Source organism: Pseudomonas sp. dw_358, assembly GCF_018449655.1.
Classification (GTDB): Bacteria; Pseudomonadota; Gammaproteobacteria; order Pseudomonadales; family Pseudomonadaceae; genus Aquipseudomonas.
Genome location: NZ_JAAVUX010000009.1, coordinates 66,829 through 85,586 on the forward strand (window position 1 = coordinate 66,829; position 18,758 = coordinate 85,586).

18 protein-coding genes are annotated in these 18,758 nt (G+C 60.4%); 7 read left to right on the top strand and 11 right to left on the bottom strand.

Annotation, left to right across the window (positions count from 1 at the left end; all coding sequences use genetic code 11):
- Nucleotides 1-31: 31 nt before the first annotated feature.
- Nucleotides 32-1,546: a sensor domain-containing diguanylate cyclase gene (locus HB675_RS14945; RefSeq protein WP_213879105.1), complete on the top strand. Its 1,515-nt coding sequence runs from the start codon at nucleotides 32-34 to the stop codon at nucleotides 1,544-1,546.
- Nucleotides 1,547-1,588: 42 nt separating this feature from the next.
- Here the strand turns inward: HB675_RS14945 and HB675_RS14950 are convergent, their stop codons facing one another.
- A complete protein-coding gene (locus HB675_RS14950; RefSeq protein ID WP_213879106.1) occupies nucleotides 1,589-2,044 on the bottom strand; it encodes a PA2169 family four-helix-bundle protein in 456 nt (151 codons plus the stop codon).
- 206 nt (nucleotides 2,045-2,250) lie between these two features.
- Between HB675_RS14950 and HB675_RS14955 the strand changes: the two genes are divergently transcribed.
- A complete protein-coding gene (locus HB675_RS14955) occupies nucleotides 2,251-2,487 on the top strand; it encodes a DUF3820 family protein (protein ID WP_213879107.1) in 237 nt (78 codons plus the stop codon).
- A gap of 74 nt (nucleotides 2,488-2,561) precedes the next feature.
- On the opposite strand, the gene HB675_RS14960 is transcribed toward HB675_RS14955, so the two are convergent.
- The 3 genes from HB675_RS14960 to zwf are packed head-to-tail and all read right to left on the bottom strand — an operon-like array spanning nucleotide 2,562 to nucleotide 5,426.
- A complete protein-coding gene (locus tag HB675_RS14960) occupies nucleotides 2,562-3,239 on the bottom strand; it encodes a bifunctional 4-hydroxy-2-oxoglutarate aldolase/2-dehydro-3-deoxy-phosphogluconate aldolase (RefSeq protein ID WP_213879108.1) in 678 nt (225 codons plus the stop codon).
- Nucleotides 3,240-3,256: 17 nt separating this feature from the next.
- Nucleotides 3,257-3,970 (bottom strand): 6-phosphogluconolactonase, encoded by a 714-nt coding sequence (gene pgl / locus HB675_RS14965; RefSeq protein WP_213879109.1) that lies wholly within the window; start codon nucleotides 3,968-3,970, stop codon nucleotides 3,257-3,259.
- Nucleotides 3,957-5,426, bottom strand: coding sequence for a glucose-6-phosphate dehydrogenase (gene zwf / locus HB675_RS14970; RefSeq protein ID WP_213879110.1), 1,470 nt, complete (start codon nucleotides 5,424-5,426; stop codon nucleotides 3,957-3,959). Before zwf ends, pgl begins: the two co-directional genes overlap by 14 nt.
- A gap of 189 nt (nucleotides 5,427-5,615) precedes the next feature.
- On the opposite strand from zwf, the gene hexR reads away from it, so the two are divergent.
- A complete protein-coding gene (gene hexR / locus HB675_RS14975) occupies nucleotides 5,616-6,476 on the top strand; it encodes a DNA-binding transcriptional regulator HexR (RefSeq protein WP_213879243.1) in 861 nt (286 codons plus the stop codon).
- Nucleotides 6,477-6,661: 185 nt separating this feature from the next.
- On the opposite strand, the gene HB675_RS14980 is transcribed toward hexR, so the two are convergent.
- From HB675_RS14980 to HB675_RS15010, 7 genes are all read right to left on the bottom strand, one after another.
- A complete protein-coding gene (locus tag HB675_RS14980; RefSeq protein WP_213879111.1) occupies nucleotides 6,662-8,035 on the bottom strand; it encodes a carbohydrate porin in 1,374 nt (457 codons plus the stop codon).
- A gap of 119 nt (nucleotides 8,036-8,154) precedes the next feature.
- Nucleotides 8,155-9,315 (bottom strand): sn-glycerol-3-phosphate ABC transporter ATP-binding protein UgpC, encoded by a 1,161-nt coding sequence (gene ugpC, locus HB675_RS14985; protein ID WP_213879112.1) that lies wholly within the window; start codon nucleotides 9,313-9,315, stop codon nucleotides 8,155-8,157.
- A 5-nt stretch (nucleotides 9,316-9,320) separates the two neighbouring features.
- Complete coding sequence (locus HB675_RS14990) at nucleotides 9,321-10,166, bottom strand: carbohydrate ABC transporter permease (protein ID WP_213879113.1); 846 nt, start codon at nucleotides 10,164-10,166, stop codon at nucleotides 9,321-9,323.
- 10 nt (nucleotides 10,167-10,176) lie between these two features.
- Nucleotides 10,177-11,082 (bottom strand): sugar ABC transporter permease, encoded by a 906-nt coding sequence (locus HB675_RS14995; RefSeq protein ID WP_213879114.1) that lies wholly within the window; start codon nucleotides 11,080-11,082, stop codon nucleotides 10,177-10,179.
- A 93-nt stretch (nucleotides 11,083-11,175) separates the two neighbouring features.
- Entirely contained in the window at nucleotides 11,176-12,462 is a 1,287-nt protein-coding gene (locus HB675_RS15000) for an ABC transporter substrate-binding protein (RefSeq protein WP_213879115.1), read from the bottom strand.
- Nucleotides 12,463-12,722: 260 nt separating this feature from the next.
- Nucleotides 12,723-14,306, bottom strand: a complete 1,584-nt coding sequence (locus tag HB675_RS15005; RefSeq protein ID WP_213879116.1) for a peptide chain release factor 3 — start codon at nucleotides 14,304-14,306, stop codon at nucleotides 12,723-12,725.
- A gap of 105 nt (nucleotides 14,307-14,411) precedes the next feature.
- Nucleotides 14,412-14,996, bottom strand: coding sequence for a hypothetical protein (locus HB675_RS15010; protein ID WP_213879117.1), 585 nt, complete (start codon nucleotides 14,994-14,996; stop codon nucleotides 14,412-14,414).
- A 230-nt stretch (nucleotides 14,997-15,226) separates the two neighbouring features.
- On the opposite strand from HB675_RS15010, the gene HB675_RS15015 reads away from it, so the two are divergent.
- From HB675_RS15015 to HB675_RS15030, 4 genes are read left to right on the top strand one after another with little or no spacing between them, the layout of a single operon-like run.
- Nucleotides 15,227-15,940: an ABC transporter permease subunit gene (locus tag HB675_RS15015; RefSeq protein ID WP_213879118.1), complete on the top strand. Its 714-nt coding sequence runs from the start codon at nucleotides 15,227-15,229 to the stop codon at nucleotides 15,938-15,940.
- A 14-nt stretch (nucleotides 15,941-15,954) separates the two neighbouring features.
- A complete protein-coding gene (locus HB675_RS15020) occupies nucleotides 15,955-16,848 on the top strand; it encodes a glycine betaine ABC transporter substrate-binding protein (RefSeq protein ID WP_213879119.1) in 894 nt (297 codons plus the stop codon).
- A gap of 11 nt (nucleotides 16,849-16,859) precedes the next feature.
- Nucleotides 16,860-17,513, top strand: coding sequence for an ABC transporter permease (locus HB675_RS15025; protein WP_213879120.1), 654 nt, complete (start codon nucleotides 16,860-16,862; stop codon nucleotides 17,511-17,513).
- Complete coding sequence (locus HB675_RS15030; RefSeq protein ID WP_213879121.1) at nucleotides 17,510-18,661, top strand: ABC transporter ATP-binding protein; 1,152 nt, start codon at nucleotides 17,510-17,512, stop codon at nucleotides 18,659-18,661. The genes HB675_RS15025 and HB675_RS15030 overlap by 4 nt, the downstream gene beginning before the upstream one ends.
- Nucleotides 18,662-18,758 lie beyond the last annotated feature (97 nt).

Here is an 18,758-nt window from a genome sequence, read left to right on the forward strand (position 1 = left end):
GGCATTTTCTTTCAGCTTCGATGACCGGACCATGAACCTGCGCCCTTCCATTTCGCGCTCCACCTTGATATCCAGGCGCCCGGAATGGGTCCTGATCTTTGCCAGCGCCCTGGCCACCCTGACAATCGTCACCATTGTCACCTTCCTGCTGATCCGTGAGCGCGCAGATGATGAAGCGTCCGCCATCCGCTCGGCCAACAACGTGATTCAGTTGATCCAGACCGAGGTGTTGCGCAATGCCGGACTCTACGACACCGCGCTTGAAGGCATCATTGCGGCCGTGCGAGACTCCGAATTCGGCAAAATCCCGCCGTCCCTGCAACGCCAGACGCTGTTTGACAGAGCCATCACCGCACCGTTTCGCGGCGATCTGCTGTGGGTCGACGCGGCAGGCGATGTGCGCGCTGACTCGGTCAGCGATGTCCCGCGTCACCACAACTTTGCCACCGATCCGACGTTCGTCGCCCATCGTCGCGACCCCAGCCCCGCCGTGGTCATCAGCCCGCCCTTCAAGGACAGGCTGGGCCACCTGGGCTGGTGCGTGAGCTTCAGCCAGCGCATTTCGTCACCGACCGGTGAATTTCTCGGCGTGGCGTCCGGGGCCTTGCGCCTGGCCTACTTCGACGAACTGTTCAAAAGCCTGGACCTGGGCGCGAACAGCAACGTCAGCCTGCTCAGCCTGAACGGCATTGTGCTGGCACGGCAACCGGAGCTGCCCGGGCGGGCACTGGTCGGCCAGGACCTCAGTCATCGGCCCAACTTCCAACGGTTCCTGCGCGAAACCAGCGGCAGCTTCAAGGCCTTGTCCAGCCAGGATCAGATCGAACGCCTGTATACCTTCAGCCGGGTCGGCGATCTGCCCCTGATCATCACCGTGGCCATGTCCACCGACACCGTATGCGCGCCTTGGCGGCGGACCGCCTTGCTGGTGGGCAGCGCCACCGGGCTGCTGTGCCTGGGCATTTTCTGGCTGACCGTGATGCTGATGCGCGAGCTGCGCCTGCGCCGCCATGCCGAGGCCGAGCTGGCAGCGCTGGCGGCGACCGACAGTCTGACGGGCCTCGCCAACCGCCGCAGCCTTGACCAGGCGCTGAACAAGGAATGGGCCCGGGCCCTGCGGCAGGACCAGTGGTTGTCGATTCTGATGATCGATGTCGACCATTTCCGTGCATTCAATGAACGCCATGGTCATCAGGGTGGCGACGAAGCGCTGCGCAATGTGGCCGCAGCCATCCATTCGAGCATCCGGCGGCCCGCCGATAGCGCGGCGCGCTATGGCGGTGAAGAATTTCTGGTGATACTGCCCGACACTGCGCTTCAGGGTGCCGTAAGCCTGGCCGAGACGATCCGCAGGGCCGTCGAGCAGCAGCCGCCTTTCGCCAACGACCAGCGCCCCATCACTGTCAGCATTGGCATCGGCTCCCAACGCATCCGTGCCGGCCGCACCCTCGTCGCCCTGCTCAATGAAGCCGACATCGCGCTTTACCAGGCCAAGCATCGCGGCCGTAACCAGGTCAGCTATGCGGATGTCAGGATCGAGGCATAAAAAAACGCCAGACAAGCTGGCGTTATCGTTACAGCGGCAACCTTAGCTGGCGCGGGCGATGTTGCGTAAAGCCTTTACCTGGTCATGATTGCGCTGTACACCGTGATACTGACGCTCGACGATAGAACGCACGTTGGACGGCAGGTCTTTTTTCAGCGCTTTCTCGTAGACCGCCTTGGCATGGTCCTCACCGCGCTCGGCTTCGTTGAGAATCGCCTCTTCACTTTTGCCGGTAACCGAGGACTTGATGTCGACCCAGAAACGGTGCAGATCGGCACTGACACTGGTGGAGTCTTCTGGCTTGCCACCCAGCGACACCACTTCGGTCTGCAACTCATTGGCGGCCTGAGCGCACTCTTGGGCATGTTTGGTAAAGACTTGTTTGAGTTCGACGTTCTTGACGTCCTTGGCGCAGGCGGCAAATCCTTTCTCACCGTCTTTGCTGGTCTCGATCAGATCGTTCAGTACCGAGATCACTTCTTTATTGGTAGCAGTCATGTTGTCGATTCCTTATGTGAGGTGCCTGATAGGAATAGAGCAGCGTTCGTGCCACATTTCTTTTTGAGGAAATATCAATAAAAAACATAAGGTTACTAATTATCACATATTTCGGCATCCCGCTTAATGCATGATATAGCTAAAGGCCTGCATGCAGAATGCAATCCTTTCTCATTTACCCCTGACCCGTTCTATTGGCGCACTAAATGAACCCACAACATCTTGAACTGCTGGTCACCCGGGAAATGCCCTACGGCAAGTACAAAGGTCGCGTGATCGCTGATCTGCCAGGGCATTATTTGAACTGGTTTGCGCGCCAGGGCTTCCCCAAGGGCGAGTTGGGCGGATTGCTGGCACTGATGCATGAGGTCGACCATAACGGCCTGAGTGACCTGCTGGTGCCGTTGCGGGCCAAGCATCGCAGCGGCTCGTGCACCTCATGAAGATTGAACCGGCATAAAAAAGGGCATGCCCGGCAGGCATGCCCTTCTTCGAAGCCGCATGGCTCAACTCAGGGTCAGTCCAGCAGCGCCAACGCTTGCGCGCTGACTTCCTGAATCCGTGCCCAGTCACGGTTCTTGATCCAGGCACTGTCAAGCATCCACGAGCCGCCCACACACATCACATTGGGCTGCTCCATATAGTTTTTGATGTTGCCGGGACCGACGCCGCCGGTGGGGCAGAAACGCACCTCGCCAAACGGGCCGGCAAAGGCCTTGATGGCGGCCACACCACCGCTGACTTCAGCCGGGAACAGCTTGAAACGGCGGTAGCCCAGGGAATAGCCCATCATCAGCTCCGATGGGCTGCTGATACCGGGCAACATTGGCAGTGGACTGTCGACGCCGGCTTGCAACATGTCCTGGGTCACCCCGGGCGTCACCGTGAACTGCGAACCGGCGGCTTCGGTGGCGGCCAGCATCTGCCGGTCGAGGACGGTCCCGGAGCCCACGATCAACTCAGGGCGTTGCTCGCGCAGCACCTGAATGGCCTTGAGGCCCAACGGCGAACGCAGGGTAACCTCCAGCGCGGTCAGACCGCCGGCCGCGAGGGCATCTGCCAGGGGCAGGATGTCTTCTTCGCGGGCGATGGTGATCACCGGCAGGATCCGGGCGCGCGCCGCGAGGGCATCGATCTGGGCGATCTTGTCCGCCATGCGGCTTTGCGCCAGCTGTTGTTGTTCGGAGGTCGTCATAGCGGCTGATCCTTGGCTCATGGGCACCAATAAATATCCAACGGAGAATGTAAAAAGGCTCGCACAGGCATGGCGGCGATATCGTCACCGGCCAGTGCTTCACGCAATGTTGCCAGTTTGCCGGCGCCCGAAATCGACAGCACCGGGAAGCGTGCGCTGGCCAGCAAGGCACGGCTCATGGTCAAACGCTGATGGGGCACAGTCGGTGCCAGCATCGGCAGGCAGCGACGCGGGCTGTCGACAGCCAACGCCTCAGCCAGATTCGGGCTGTTGGGGAACAGCGAAGCCGTGTGGCCATCGTCGCCCATGCCCAATACGAGCACGTCGATGGGTGGCAGTTCGGCCAAGGCCTCGTCAGCGCGCTGCGCCGCTTCTCCCTGAGTCACAGTGGTCTGGTACAAACCTATGAAATGGGCCTTGGCCACAGGGCCGACCAGCAAGTAACGCTTGAGCAGACCGGCGTTGCTGTCGACGTGCTCGATGGGCACCCAGCGCTCATCGGCCAGGCTGATGGCCACACGCGACCAATCCAGCGTCTGGCGCGCGAGGCACTGCAGGAACATCACCGGGCTGCGGCCGCCGGACACCACCAACGAGGCCACGCCCCGCGACTCGATGGCTGTACGCAGCTGTTCGGCCACCTTGCCTGCCAAGGCTTCGGCCACCAGAGCGGGGCTGACAAAGTCGTGCGCGCGAACGCCGACGGGCAGTTGCAAATCAGATATCGCCATACCATGACCTCCCATCGCGGGTAATCAGTGCGATAGAGCTCATCGGCCCCCACGAACCCGCCGCGTACGGCTTGGGCGCATCACCGGACTTCTTCCAACCGGCGATCAGCTGATCGCACCACTTCCACGCATATTCAATTTCATCTTCGCGGACAAACAGGTTTTGATTGCCCTGCATCACTTCCAGCAACAACCGCTCGTAGGCGTCGGGAATCCGCGCACTGCGATAGGTATCCGAGAAATTCAATTGCAGCGGGCCGCTGCGCAGTTGCATGCCCTTGTCCAGCCCCTGGTCCTTGGTCATCACCCGCAGGGAGATACCTTCGTCCGGTTGCAGGCGAATGATCAGTTTATTGCTGATCTGCATGCGCTGCTCGGGGGCGAAGATGTAGTGCGGCGGCTCTTTGAAGTGGATGACGATCTGCGACAGCTTTTGCGGCATGCGCTTGCCGGTCCGCAGATAGAACGGCACACCGGCCCAGCGCCAGTTGCGGATGTCCGCACGCAGGGCCACGAAGGTTTCGGTATCGCTCTGGGTGTTGGAGTTTTCTTCCTCCAGGTAACCAGGCACCGGGCGGCCTTCGCTGTAGCCGGCAATGTACTGGCCGCGAACCACTTGCTGGTGCAGGCTCTCGGCCGAGAATGGCGCCAGCGCCTTGAGCACCTTGACCTTCTCGTCACGGATGCTGTCAGCCGACAGATCGGCAGGCGGGTCCATGGCGATCAGGCACAACAGCTGAAGCAAATGGTTCTGAATCATGTCACGCAGTTGCCCGGCCTGATCGAAATAGCCCCAGCGACCCTCGATCCCGACCTTCTCGGCCACAGTGATTTCCACGTGGGAGATGTAGTTCTGGTTCCACTGAGTTTCGAACAGACTGTTGGCGAAGCGCAGGGCAATAAGGTTCTGCACCGTCTCCTTGCCCAGGTAATGGTCGATCCGGTAGACGCGGTTCTCCGGGAAGAACTGCGCCACGGCAGCGTTGACCCGCCGCGACGACTCAAGCGAGTGGCCAATGGGTTTTTCCAGCACCGCGCGGGTACGCTCCACCAGACCGGCCCGTGCCAGGTTCTCGCAGATGGCGCCATAGACCGCCGCCGGGGTGGCGAAGTAGGCAATCATCAACTCGGCATCGCCCACCACTTCGGCGAGGGTGTGGTAGTCCTCCGGACGGAGGAAATCCACATGCACATAGCTCAACCGCGCCAGGAACCGGTCGACGTGCTCTGGCTCCAACTGAGTGTCATTGACGTATTTACGCAGGTGCTCTTCGATGTTCGCCAGGTGTTCCTGCACCGTACCGGCTTCACGGGCAAGGGCCAGAATGCGGGAGTTTTCATGCACCAGGCCGGCTCGATCAAGCTGATAGAGGGCCGGGAACAGTTTTCGCAGCGCCAGGTCACCCAATGCGCCGAACAGGGCAAAGGTGCAGGGTTCGGTGGAAATCGATGGCATGATGTTTGTTCTTTTATCAAGTTGGGGTAGAAATACCGTTTTTCACGGCACGATTCAAGGGTAAATGTAGTAATAATCACAACATTTGACCCGAAAGGCAGATTCGGGTGGTGCAGCTCCCCTGCCCTCAGTACGATAGTCCACCTCACGAAACAACCGGTTGTTTACCTAGGACTCACCATGGACCGCGTGCGAAACCTGCTGGAACAAATCCAGGGACGGCTTGATGAACTGAACAAGGCTGAGCGCAAAGTCGCTGAAGTCATCCTGCAAAACCCTCAGTTGGCCACCCGCTTCAGCATTGCCGCACTGGCACAGGCCGCCAAGGTCAGTGAGCCCACGGTCAACCGCTTTTGCCGCTCCTTCGGCGTCAGCGGCTACCCCGAACTCAAACTGCAACTGGCCCAGAGCCTGGCCAGCGGTGCTGCCTATGTCAGCCGTGCGGTCGAAGCCGACGATGACCCGGCTGCCTACACCCGCAAGATCTTCGGCAGTGCCATTGCCTCATTGGACAGCGCCTGCCAGGCACTGGATCCGCAGCTCGTCAGCCGCGCCGTCGACCTGTTGATACAGGCACGCCAGATCCACTTCTTCGGCCTCGGCGCATCGGCACCGGTGGCCTTGGATGCCCAACACAAGTTTTTTCGCTTCAACCTGGCGGTGTCGGCCCATGCTGACGTCCTTATGCAGCGCATGCTGGCCTCGGTGGCCCACACCGGCGAGCTATTCGTCATTATCTCCTACACCGGCCGCACCCGCGAGCTGGTGGAGGTGGCGAAGCTGGCCCGGGAAAACGGTGCATCGGTGCTCGGCCTGACCGCTGCCGACTCGCCCCTGGCCCGAGCCAGTTCGTTGAGCCTCAACATACCGCTGCCAGAAGACACGGATATTTACATGCCCATGACTTCCAGAATCATCCAGTTAACCGTACTCGATGTTTTGGCCACTGGCATGACCCTTCGTCGCGGCGTGGACTTCCAGCCGCACCTTCGCAAGATCAAGGAAAGCCTGAATGCCAGTCGTTATCCGTTGGATGATGAGTTGAGCTGATCCTCAAGAGTCTGGGTGGGAACCTCCCTCGGGCGCAATGGCATCACCGCGCAATTACCGACAGACCGCGTTGCCTGCATCGCGGCCAAGGCCTGCTCCCACAGGGCTCTGCGACCATGCCCAGGCCAAATTCCGGGCAAAAAAAAGCGGACGGCCGAGGCCGTCCGCAAAGCGCACACATCAAATCAGAATTTGGATTGCAGTTTCAGGCCGGCAACAATCGCGTTGTCCACTTGATCGACGCCACCCGGGTTCTTGATGTACTGCAGGTTCGGCCGCAGGGTCAGCCAGTTGGTGATATGGAAGCCGTAGTAGATCTCGGCGTTGTACTCGGTCTTCTGCACCGGCACGTAGCCTGGATTGTCGTAGTCGCTGATGCCGCTGAGATCGTTCTCCAGCTTCTCCCGGTCGGTCAGGCGGTCGTTGACGTGGATACGGCCCACAGCAATACCCAGGTCATCCTTGGTCCGCGCGTCGAACGGGCCGCGGTACACGATACCTACCGACTGGTAGTCCTGAATGTTGTTGGTGTCCTTGGCATGACCGGTCGCCTGGGCGAACACGTTCAGACCACGGCTGGCGTCGCCGTTGTGCGTGGTGACTTGTTGCTGGGCAACGACCCACCAGCCGTGTTTCTCGGAATGCTCCTTGAAGTCACCGCCCGAGATAGGCTGTGGCTGTCCATCAGCACCTTCGTAAACGTCGGCGGCGTTGGCCGAGCTCTTGTACCAACCGGCACGGTATTCACCCGGCAAGCCCATGACCGTCGGCGACCAGACCACTTCGACCGGGATGATGGTGCCTTTGGTGCCGCTGCCACTGAGCTTGAAGCCGTTACCACGGTCGAGTTCCGACGGGTTCTGCTCGTAGGCGCCGATCTGTACGAACAGCTCGGGGTTGAGGTTCCATTTCACGCGAGCGGCCCACTGGCTGACCGGCCAGTTGTACCAGACATCACCTGTCCAGTTACCGACCTGCGAGCCGCAGAAGGTCAAGTTCTGGAAGTCGCAAGGGAAGCTGTTGAAGTCTTCGCCTTCGCCGAACCGGCCAAACTTGATGTCCAGTTTGCCGTCGAAATACTTCTGCTTGTACCACATCTGGGTCAGACGCCAGGTCTGGCCACGGCCATACACCTCTTGAGACGAACTCAATGTGCCGGTGCGCGGGTCGCCAATGCGGTCGTTGGAGATGTTGCGGCCACTCCGTTCAGTGATCGCCAGCTTGAACTCGGCGTCATGCCAGCCCAGCAACTTTTGCAGGTCCATTTGCAGGCCGAACGCGAACTGGTCGCTGTAGCGGGCCGTCTTGTCGTTGTCGTAGCCACCCTTGACGTTGCTCGCCGCTTCAGCGACGTATTCCAGGGAGAAATCGTAGCCTTTGTCATACAGCTCTTTGCGCAGGCCGCCCCAATCACCCGTGCCATATTGACTGGCATCGAATTCGGCGTTGGTTTCAGGCGCTGCATAGGCGCTGGCTGCCAGAGTCAGCGCGCCAAGCGCCGACAGTTGGCAGATCAGCCGTGCGCCCGTTGGTTTTTGCTTCTTCAATTGCTGTTTCATCCCTTGAATCCTCGAATTATTGTTATGTACTGCTTCGAACTACTTTGATATGACGCTTACTACAGTATCCACGGCCCCTGTCATGCCAGGGACCGCCAATCTGTCTGGCAGAGCGCGATTCAACGTCCTTTGAATTGCGCCACATTGTCACCACGGGCCTGGGTCTGTGGCTTCCCCACCACGCCCAGGCGCTCCCCGGTCTGGGCGTCGAACAGCAACACCCGTGCGGGATCAAATTGCAGGTTGAGGCTCTCGCCCACCTGCGGTGCTTCGTCCGGTGCCATTCGGCAGCAGACTTTGGTCTGATTCAGGGTCACGAACACCAGGGTGTCCGGACCGGTCGGCTCGATGATCTGTACATCGGCGCGCAGTGTCGGCTGGCCGGTGTCCACCCCGCTGGCCAGATTGATCTGCTCCGGACGGATGCCCAGGATCACTTCCCGATCCTCAAGCCCGGCATCGCTCATGGCCAAAGGCAATTCGCAGCGTGCCTGACCGCTGTCCAGCAGGGCCACCAGACGCCCTTCCTTGCGCTGCAGGCGCAAAGGGATAAAGTTCATCGGCGGCGAACCGATGAAGCTCGCCACGAACAGGTTGGCGGGGTCGTTATAGATCTGCTTCGGCGTGCCGAACTGCTGGATGATACCGTCCTTCATGACCGCCACTTTGTCCCCCAGGGTCATGGCCTCGATCTGGTCGTGGGTCACGTATACCGTAGTCGTCTTCAGGCGCTGGTGCATCAGTTTCATTTCGGTGCGCATCTCGACACGCAGCTTGGCGTCGAGGTTGGACAATGGCTCGTCGAACAGGTAGATTTTCGGCCGCCGGGCCAGGGCGCGCCCCATGGCCACACGCTGCTGCTGGCCACCGGACATCTGCCCGGGCTTGCGATCGAGCAGGTGCTCGATCTGCAACAGTTTTGCCACGCGAGATACCTCGGTGTCGATATCGGCCTGGGGCATTTTGCGGATTTTCAGGCCGAACGAGATGTTTTCCCGCACGGTCATGGTCGGGTACAGCGCGTAGGATTGAAACACCATGGCGATGTCGCGGTCTTTCGGGCTTTGTGCGCTGATGTCGGAGTCATCCACCAGAATGGCACCGCCACTGATGCTTTCAAGGCCCGCGATGCAGTTCATCAAGGTGGACTTGCCGCAGCCCGAAGGCCCGACCAGGATCAGAAATTCGCCGTCATCGATCTTCAGTTCGATGTTTTTCAGCGTATCCGGCAGGCCAGCACCGTAGGTCTTGTTGACGTTGCGCAGTTCGAGAGTTGCCATGTGTCTTACCCCTTGACCGCGCCGGCCGTGAGGCCGCGCAGGAAATATTTGCCCGCCAGTACATAGACCAGCAACGTCGGCAGCCCGGCGATCATCGCCGCAGCCATGTCCACGTTGTATTCCTTGACTCCGGTGCTGGTGTTGACCAGGTTGTTCAGCGCCACGGTGATCGGTTGCGCGTCGCCACTGGCGAACACCACGCCGAACAGGAAGTCGTTCCAGATCTGGGTGAATTGCCAGATCAGGCACACCATCACGATGGGGACCGACATCGGCAGCAGGATCTTGTTGAAGATGGTGAAAAAGCCCGCGCCATCCAGCCGCGCGGCCTTGACCAGCGCATCCGGCACGCTTACGTAATAGTTACGGAAGAACAGCGTGGTGAACGCCAGGCCGTAGACCACGTGGACCAGCACCAGACCCACCGTGGTGTTGGCCAGGCCCATCTTGCCGAGGGTGAACGAAGCCGGCAGCAAGACCGTCTGGAACGGCAGAAAGCAACCGAACAGCAACAGGCCGAAGAACAGCTGTGAGCCACGAAACTTCCACATCGACAGCACGTAACCGTTCATGGCGCCGATGAACGTGGAGATCACCACGGCCGGCACGGTGATTTTCACCGAGTTCCAGAAGTAGCCACCCACATCGCCCCAGGCCTTGACCCAGCCGATGACCGTGAACATTTCCGGCAGGCTCAACAGGTTGCCGGTACGGATGTCGTCCGGTGTCTTGAAGCTGGTGAGCAACATGACCACCAGCGGCACCAGATAAATCGCGGCGGCCAGAATCAGCGTGGCGTAGATGGCAATACGGCTGAAGGTCAGCGGAGGTTTTTCCATCGCAGTATTCATACACAGATGCTCATTGACGTTTGCCCCGCAATTCGGAGTACAGGTACGGCACCAGGATGGCGAGGATCGCGCCCAGCATCAGCATGGCGCTGGCCGAACCCTGGCCCATCTGGCCGCGGCTGAAAGTAAAGGTGTACATGAACATCGCTGGCAGGTCGGAGGAGTAGCCCGGGCCGCCGGCCGTCATTGCCGCTACAAGGTCGAAACTCTTGATGGCGATGTGCGCGAGGATCATGAAGGCACTGAAAAACACCGGGCGCAGGCTCGGCAGCACGATGCGCAGGTAGATGGTCGGCAAGCTGGCACCGTCCACCTGCGCGGCGCGGATGATGGACTGGTCCACACCCCGCAACCCTGCCAGGAACAAGGCCATGACAAAGCCCGAGGCCTGCCACACGGCAGCGATCACCAGGCAGTACACCACACGATCCTGATCCACCAGCCAGTCGAGTCGAAAGCCTTCCCAGCCCCAGTCCCGCAACATTTTGTCCAGGCCCAGGCCAGGGTTGAGCAGCCACTTCCAGGCAGTGCCGGTGACGATCATCGACAGCGCCATCGGGTACAGGTAAATAGTGCGCAGCACGCCTTCACGACGGATGCGCTGGTCCAGCAGCACTGCGAGGAAGACCCCCAGTACCAGGCTGATGCCGATGAACATGCCACCGAAGATCGCCAGGTTCTTGCTCGCCACCCACCAGCGATCGTTTGCCATCAGCCGGCCATATTGGGCCAGGCCGGCAAAGGTGTAGTTGGGCATGAAGCTGGACGTGGTGAACGACAGCACGAAAGTCCACAGGATGTAACCGTAGAAGCCGACCAGGACGATCAGCATGCTCGGCGCCAACACCAGTTTGGGCAGCCAGCGTTGCAAGGCGTCCGTAGGCGAGGCTTTGCTCAAGACCGCTACTGAGCTCATAGACAGGAATCCACTGAAAGAATCATTCGAATTCGGACGGCCGCGCCCGCCGTCGTGACGACGGGAGCGGCGGTCAGGTGTACATCGTTAACGTTACTTGGCCGATTTGATGGCGCTGTCCAATTGCTTGGCAGCGGCCGCCGGGTCGGCTTTCGGGTTGTTGATGTAGTTGGTCACGACATCGAAGATGGCGCCTTGCACGGCCAGCGAGGTGGCCATGTTGTGGGCCATGCTTGGCTGCAGACCGCCGGTCTTGTCGTCGGCGAGGAAGTCCTTGGCTGCCTGCTGGGCGCAGGAATCAAAACCAAGTGCCTCCATGTTGTTCTGCATGTCGGTGCGAACCGGGATCGAGCCTTTGTTGATGCTGAAAACCTTCTGGAAGTCGGTGCCCAGCGCCACTTTCGCCAGATCTTGCTGAGCGGCAATGTTGTTCTTGTCTTTCAACAGGAACACGGCCAAAGAGTCGATGTTGTAGGTGAAGGCTTTCTCGGTGCCTGGGAACGGCACGCATTGATAGTCCTTGCCCGCCACTTTGTGCGCGGCGGTCCATTCGCTCTTGGCCCAGTCACCCATGGCCTGCATGCCGGCCTTGCCGTTGATCACGTCGGCGGCGGCAATGTTCCAGTCGCGACCGGCGCGGTTGGGGTCCATGTAGGTGGCGACTTTTTTCAGTTCGGTGAACGACTTGACCATGCCTGGGCCGGTCAGGGTTTTCTCGTCCAGGTCGACAAAGGCTTTTTTGAAGCCATCAGGGCCCATGACCGAGAGCACAACGTCTTCGAAGACAGTGCTGTCCTGCCATGGCTGGCCGCCGTGGGCGAGGGCAATGAAGCCGGCAGCCTTGAGCTTGTCGCCCGCCGCGTAGAATTCTTCGAGCGTGGTTGGCGCCTTGTCGATACCGGCTTTCTTGAAGACTTCCGGGTTGATCCACAGCCAGTTGACGCGGTGGATGTTGACCGGAACGGCGACGTATTTGCCTTCATATTTGACGGTGTCAGCGACTTTCTTGGTCAGCAGGCCGTCCCAGTTTTCCTGTTTGGCCACCTCGGTCAGGGCGTCAGGGTTGAGCAGACCGGTGCTGCCCCACTCCTGGATGTCCGGGCCTTTGATTTGCGCGACGCCTGGCGGGTTACCGGCCATGGCGCGGCTCTTCAGTACGGTCATGGCCGTGGCGCCACCGCCACCGGCTACAGCGCCGTCTTTCCAGGTGAAGCCGTCTTTCTCGACCTGAGCCTTGAGAACATCGACAGCCGCTTTTTCACCACCGGACGTCCACCAGTGAACCACCTCGACGGTGCCTTTGGAGTCGGCAGCGGAAGCAGTCAGGGGAAACAACGAAGCAAGGGAAATGGCTACCGCGAGGCGAGAGATCGCTTTCATGTGAATTCCTTTTTTTGTTGTTATACACGGCAAGTCTGGTGCTTGCGCTGCGGGGAGTGTAACGAGGCTGAGTAAATAGGGAAGTAACGAAGGGATAGAGAAATGTCACGGAGTGGTGACATTAGGAACAAGCACGGAATGACTCGAGACTTGCCCCTTGCAGGACCGAGCTTGCTCGGGAAGAAAACACCGCTGTTCACCTGTCATTTCGCGGGGCCTGATTCCCGAGCACACTCGGTCCTGCGGATCAATCTGTCACGTCAGTGATGCTCACGGGTCGCACGGAATTTGACATCCGGCCAACGCTCTTCCATCAGCGCCAGGTTGACCCGCGTCGGGGCCAGGTAAGTCAGGTGCCCGCCGCCATCCACAGCCAGGTTTTCCACTGCCTTGGTGCGAAATTCCTCGAGCTTCTTCTTGTCGCTGCAGTCGATCCAGCGGGCCGACCATACGGTGATGGGCTCGTAGGAGCATTCCACCTTGTATTCACCCTTCAGGCGACTGGCGACCACGTCGAACTGCAGCACACCCACCGCGCCGAGGATGATGTCGTTGCTGCGCTCCGGGAAGAACACCTGGGTGGCCCCCTCCTCCGCCAGCTGTTGCAGGCCTTGACGCAACTGCTTGGACTTGAGCGGATCACGCAGGCGCACGCGGCGGAAGAGTTCCGGGGCGAAGTGCGGAATGCCGGTGAAACCCAGCGCTTCGCCTTCGCTGAAGGTGTCGCCGATCTGGATGGTGCCGTGGTTGTGCAAGCCGATGATGTCGCCGGCATAGGCCTCGACCAACTGCTCGCGCTCGGACGAAAAGAACGTCAGGGCATCACCGATGCGCACGTCCTTGCCAGTGCGCACGTGGCGCATCTTCATGCCTTGGTCGTATTTGCCCGAGCAGATGCGCATGAAGGCGATACGGTCGCGGTGCTTGGGGTCCATGTTCGCCTGGATCTTGAAGACGAAACCGGTGAACTTCTCCTCCACCGGCTCCACAGTGCGCTCGTTGGCCACCCGGGCCAATGGGCGCGGCGCCCAGTCGACCACGGCGTCCAGCACATGGTCCACACCGAAGTTACCCAGGGCGGTGCCGAAGAAGACCGGCGTCATCTGCCCGTTCAGGAACTCTTCCTGGTTAAAGGTGTGGCAGGCGCCCTGCACCAGTTCGAGTTGGTCGACAAAACGGTCGTATTCATCGCCCAGATGCGCCCGCGCCTCATCGGAGTCGAGCTTCTCGATGATCTTTACATCGGTGCGTTCATGACCATGACCGGCGGTGTAGACAATGATGTAGTCGTCGGCCAGGTGGTAGACGCCTTTGAAATCCCGGTAGCAACCGATCGGCCAGGTGATGGGCGCGGCCTTGATCTTCAGGACCGCCTCGATTTCATCCAGCAGCTCGATGGGGTCGCGAATGTCCCGGTCCAGCTTGTTGATGAAGCTGACGATCGGGGTGTCGCGCAGGCGGCAGACGTCCATCAGGGCGATGGTGCGTGGCTCGACGCCTTTACCGCCGTCCAGGACCATCAACGCCGAATCCACTGCCGTCAGGGTGCGGTAAGTGTCTTCGGAGAAGTCTTCGTGGCCGGGGGTGTCGAGCAGGTTGATCATGTGCTCGCGGTACGGGAACTGCATCACCGAGGTAGTGATGGAGATGCCGCGTTGCTTTTCCATTTCCATCCAGTCGGAAGTGGCATGGCGGTCGGACTTGCGCGACTTCACGGTACCGGCAACGGCAATGGCTTTGCCCATCAGCAAGAGTTTCTCGGTGATGGTGGTCTTGCCGGCATCGGGGTGGGAAATGATGGCGAAAGTGCGACGCTTCGCGACTTCGGCGGCCTGGTGAGTCATGGGAGATCGCCTAGGGAGGGATTGAAAAAGGGCGGCGAGTATAGCCTAAAGCCGCCCCAAGCTGAACCCATGCACCGGTTATCGGCGACTCCCGGTCAGGTGGGCTCAGCCGATTGAAAGCACATTCAGGTCACCCACCAACTCGCCAGAGCGAACCGCGGTATTGCCCTGGATGAAAGCGGTCCAGTACTGACCGTCGTCTTTACGCGCCTTGGGCGTCAAACGGAACCGGCTGCGATCGGCGACCCCAGTCCAGGTCCAGCGTTTTTCGATCACCGGGCGTAGGCTGAAGCCGCTGTACTTGCCGACCTCCCCCGGAACCGCCACGACGCCATCGAAGTAAATGCGCCACATCGCGCGCGATTGTGCGTCAGGGTAAAAGTGCAGGTAATCCAGGGTTTCGGTCATATCCAGCTGCATGTTTTCGTCGCCTGCGGCGACAAAGATCTGATAGGCCGGCGAGCCGTCACCCAGCAGATGGCATCTGAAGGCGAACTGACAGCGCTCGGCTTTATCGACGCCCGGCTGATTGCAGAAGTTGTTGATCGTCAGGTAGTTGGACAGGCAGCGCACACCGTCCACTCCATTGGAATGCCTCTCGATCTGATGGCGGTCCCAGTAGCCTTCGAATCCGGCATTCTGGCATTTGATGGTCGCAAGAAAAGAACATTCAGCGATAATTCTGGACATGGCGTGTCACCCTGGATCGTGAAGTGAGTGGCGAGCCTGACGTCAATCCTGCGGCTTTAGAACGCGGAAACATCACCCTCAAATACTGGCCAATTGACCTCCACCGCGGAACCTTTCCCCCCTCATGCCCGTCCACTCCCTGCTTGCCCCCTCGGGCAAGCCCCTTTCGAATCAGCTAGTTATCTGAAAATGCGCCGGCACTTACCGGCTGCAACACAAGGAGTACGCCTGTGCCCAATCGCTATGGCAAGGGCCTGACGGGATGCGCGATCGTGGTCGTGATCCTGGCCCTGCTGGTCCACTGGATCGGCATCGATACGATCAAGCATTACCGCGAAGACCTGCTGTTCTACCTGCAAGCGCACCTGCTGCTGGTGCTGTGCTCGATGTTTGCTGCGCTGGTGATCGGCCTGCCCGCCGGTATCTGGCTCAGCCGTCCGAGCATGGTCTACCGCGCCGAACGCTTCATGCAGATATTCAATATCGGTAACACCATTCCGCCGCTGGCCGTACTGGCCATCGCCCTGGGGTTTCTCGGCATTGGCGCGGGACCGGCCATTTTTGCGCTGTTTCTCGCCTCCCTGCTGCCCATCGTGCGCAACACCTATGAAGGGCTGAAAAACGTCCAGGGTTCGTTGAAGGAGGCTGCCAGTGGTATCGGCATGACACCGCATCAGGTGCTATGGCAAGTGGAACTGCCCAACGCCGTACCGATCATTGTCGGCGGTGTGCGGGTGGCACTAGCCATCAATGTCGGGACTGCGCCCCTGTCATTTCTGATCGGCGCCAATAGCCTGGGCAGCCTGATTTTTCCGGGAATCGCCCTGAACAATGAGCCGCAACTGCTGCTGGGCGCTGCCTGTACCGCCCTGCTGGCTCTGATCCTCGACGGGATCGTGACACTGGTCAGCCGTCTGTGGCTGGAAAAAGGGCTGGTCGGTTGATCAAGGAAAACCTCATGAAAATCTCAAGCTTGATTCTCGGCCTGGCCTTGCTCTGCGCAGGTGCTGCACAAGCTGCCGACAAACCGGTGATTCGCCTTGGCGCCAGGGTGTTCACCGAGCAGACCATCCTCGCCAACCTCACCGCGCAGTACCTGGCCACCAAGGGCTATGACGTCCGGATCACTGGCGGCCTGGGCAGCAATCTGGCCCGCAGCGCTCAGGAAACCGGGCAGTTGGACATGCTCTGGGAATACACCGGGGTGTCGCTGGTTTCCTATAACCACGTCACCGAGCGCCTCGACAGCGCGGCCACCTACGCGCGGGTCAAGGAGCTGGATGCGAAAAAGGGGCTGGTCTGGCTGAGCCCGTCGAAGTTCAGCAACACTTATGCACTGGCGCTGCCCGCGCCAGTGGCCGCCCAATACCCCCAGGTCAACACCATCAGCGAACTGGAAAAGGTGCTCACCGACGAACCGAAGAAAGACCACGTGCTGGCCCTCGATACCGAGTTTGCCAATCGCTCCGACGGCCTCGTCGGCCTCACCCAGCGCTACGGCTTGACCTTCACCCGCGCCGATATCCGCCAGATGGATGCCGGGCTGGTCTACACCGCCCTGCGCAACGGCCAAGTGTTCACCGGCCTGGTGTACACCACCGACGGCCGGCTCAACGCGTTCCACCTCAAGCTGCTGGATGACGACCTGCACTACTTCCCGGACTACACGGCCGCGCCTGTGGTGCGCAAGGACTTCCTCGACGCCCATCCTGACCTGGCCGCACAGCTCAAACCGCTGGCTGACCTGCTGGACAATGCCACCATGCGCGAGCTCAACGCCAAGGTCGACGTCGAACACCTGAGCCCCAACGTGGTGGCCGCTGACTTCCTGCGCGCCCATCCCCTCGACTGAACGGAGAAACCATGAATTTCCTCGAGACTTTCTCCCACCTGGACTGGCCGCTGGTGTTACACCTGACCTGGCAGCACATCACGCTGGTGGGGATTGCCGTCACCCTGGCCATTGTCGTCGGCGTCCCCGTGGGTGTATTGATGACCCGCTTCCCGGCGCTGGCCGGGCCCTTGCAGGCCAGCGCCACGGTGTTGCTGACCATTCCGTCCATCGCCCTGTTCGGCTTGCTGCTGCCGTTCTATTCGAAATTCGGCCAAGGCCTGGGTCCGCTGCCGGCCATCACGGCGGTGTTCCTGTATTCGCTCCTGCCGATCCTGCGCAACACCTACCTGGCCCTGACCGGGGTCGAGCCCGGTATCCGCGAGGCGGCCAAGGGCATCGGCATGACCTTCGGCCAGCGCCTGCGCATGGTTGAACTCCCTATAGCCGTGCCGGTGATCCTCGCCGGGGTGCGCACCGCCGTGGTGATGAACATCGGCGTGATGACCATCGCCGCCACCATCGGCGCCGGTGGCCTGGGCGTACTGATCCTCACCTCCATCAGCCGCAGCGACATGACCATGCTCATCGTCGGCGCGGTACTGGTCAGTCTGTTGGCGATCATCGCCGACCTGGCCCTACAGTGGCTGCAACGCCGCCTGACTCCCAAAGGACTCCTCAAATGATCGAACTTCAGAACCTGACCAAGACCTTCCAGAGCAACGGCAAGGAAGTCACTGCCGTCAATTCGGTAAGCCTGACCGTCAACGAAGGCGAGATCTGTGTGTTCCTCGGGCCTTCGGGCTGCGGCAAGAGCACCACCTTGAAAATGATCAATCGCTTGATCGAGCCGACCTCGGGCAAGGTGCTGATCAATGGCGAGGACACCACGGGTCTGGACGAGGTCACCCTGCGCCGCAATATCGGCTATGTGATCCAGCAGATCGGCCTGTTCCCCAACATGACCATCGAAGAGAACATCACCGTGGTGCCGCGCCTGCTGGGCTGGGACAAGCACAAATGCCACGACCGCGCCCGCGAGTTGATGAGCATGATCAAGCTGGAGCCCAAGCAATACCTGCATCGCTATCCCCGTGAGCTGTCCGGCGGGCAGCAACAGCGCATCGGCGTGATCCGCGCCCTGGCGGCCGATGCGCCGCTGCTGCTGATGGACGAACCCTTCGGCGCGGTCGATCCAATCAACCGCGAAATGATCCAGAATGAGTTCTTCGAGATGCAGCGGGCCTTGAACAAGACCGTGATCATGGTCAGCCATGACATCGACGAGGCCATCAAGCTGGCTGACAAGATCGCCATTTTTCGCGGCGGCAAATTGTTGCAGATCGACCACCCGGACACTCTGTTGGCCCATCCGGTGGACGATTTCGTCAGCAGCTTTGTCGGTCAGGACAGCACCCTCAAGCGCCTGCTGCTGGTCAAGGCGGAGGACGCCGCCGATAACGCGCCGTCGGTCAGCCCTGAAACCTCGGTGGCCGATGCGCTGGAGTTGATGGACGAACACGACCGCCGCTACGTGGTGGTCACCGACGCCGAGAACAAGGCTCTGGGCTATGTGCGCCGTCGCGACCTGCATCGCCAACAGGGGGCCTGCGCCGATTACGTGCGGCCGTTCAATGCCACCGCCGCCTACGACGAACACCTGCGCATCCTGCTGTCGCGCATGTATGAGTTCAACCGCGCCTGGCTGCCGGTGCTCAATGCAGAGAATGTGTTTCTTGGGGAGGTCACTCAGGAGTCCATTGCGGCCTACCTGAGTTCGGGGCGCTCCCGCGGGGCAAAGACCAGCATCGTGTCTCCGGCCGAACTGGTGTAAGGCTCGGGACCGCGTAACGGCTATCGCGGGCAAGCCCTGCTCCCACCTCTTGTGCACGGTGGCAGGAGCAGGGGTTGACGCGACGAGGTCAGCGCGA

Coding starts and splice junctions, on each gene's coding strand:
- HB675_RS14990 (WP_213879113.1), bottom strand. CDS start 10,166: ATGAATACTGCGATGGAAAAACCTCCGCTGACCTTCAGCCGTATTGCC.
- HB675_RS14955 (WP_213879107.1), top strand. CDS start 2,251: ATGAACCCACAACATCTTGAACTGCTGGTCACCCGGGAAATGCCCTAC.
- HB675_RS15005 (WP_213879116.1), bottom strand. CDS start 14,306: ATGACTCACCAGGCCGCCGAAGTCGCGAAGCGTCGCACTTTCGCCATC.
- HB675_RS14980 (WP_213879111.1), bottom strand. CDS start 8,035: ATGAAACAGCAATTGAAGAAGCAAAAACCAACGGGCGCACGGCTGATC.
- HB675_RS14995 (WP_213879114.1), bottom strand. CDS start 11,082: ATGAGCTCAGTAGCGGTCTTGAGCAAAGCCTCGCCTACGGACGCCTTG.
- HB675_RS14950 (WP_213879106.1), bottom strand. CDS start 2,044: ATGACTGCTACCAATAAAGAAGTGATCTCGGTACTGAACGATCTGATC.
- pgl (WP_213879109.1), bottom strand. CDS start 3,970: ATGGCGATATCTGATTTGCAACTGCCCGTCGGCGTTCGCGCGCACGAC.
- HB675_RS15020 (WP_213879119.1), top strand. CDS start 15,955: ATGAAAATCTCAAGCTTGATTCTCGGCCTGGCCTTGCTCTGCGCAGGT.
- ugpC (WP_213879112.1), bottom strand. CDS start 9,315: ATGGCAACTCTCGAACTGCGCAACGTCAACAAGACCTACGGTGCTGGC.
- zwf (WP_213879110.1), bottom strand. CDS start 5,426: ATGCCATCGATTTCCACCGAACCCTGCACCTTTGCCCTGTTCGGCGCA.
- HB675_RS14945 (WP_213879105.1), top strand. CDS start 32: ATGAACCTGCGCCCTTCCATTTCGCGCTCCACCTTGATATCCAGGCGC.
- HB675_RS15000 (WP_213879115.1), bottom strand. CDS start 12,462: ATGAAAGCGATCTCTCGCCTCGCGGTAGCCATTTCCCTTGCTTCGTTG.
- HB675_RS15010 (WP_213879117.1), bottom strand. CDS start 14,996: ATGTCCAGAATTATCGCTGAATGTTCTTTTCTTGCGACCATCAAATGC.
- HB675_RS15025 (WP_213879120.1), top strand. CDS start 16,860: ATGAATTTCCTCGAGACTTTCTCCCACCTGGACTGGCCGCTGGTGTTA.
- HB675_RS15030 (WP_213879121.1), top strand. CDS start 17,510: ATGATCGAACTTCAGAACCTGACCAAGACCTTCCAGAGCAACGGCAAG.
- HB675_RS14960 (WP_213879108.1), bottom strand. CDS start 3,239: ATGACGACCTCCGAACAACAACAGCTGGCGCAAAGCCGCATGGCGGAC.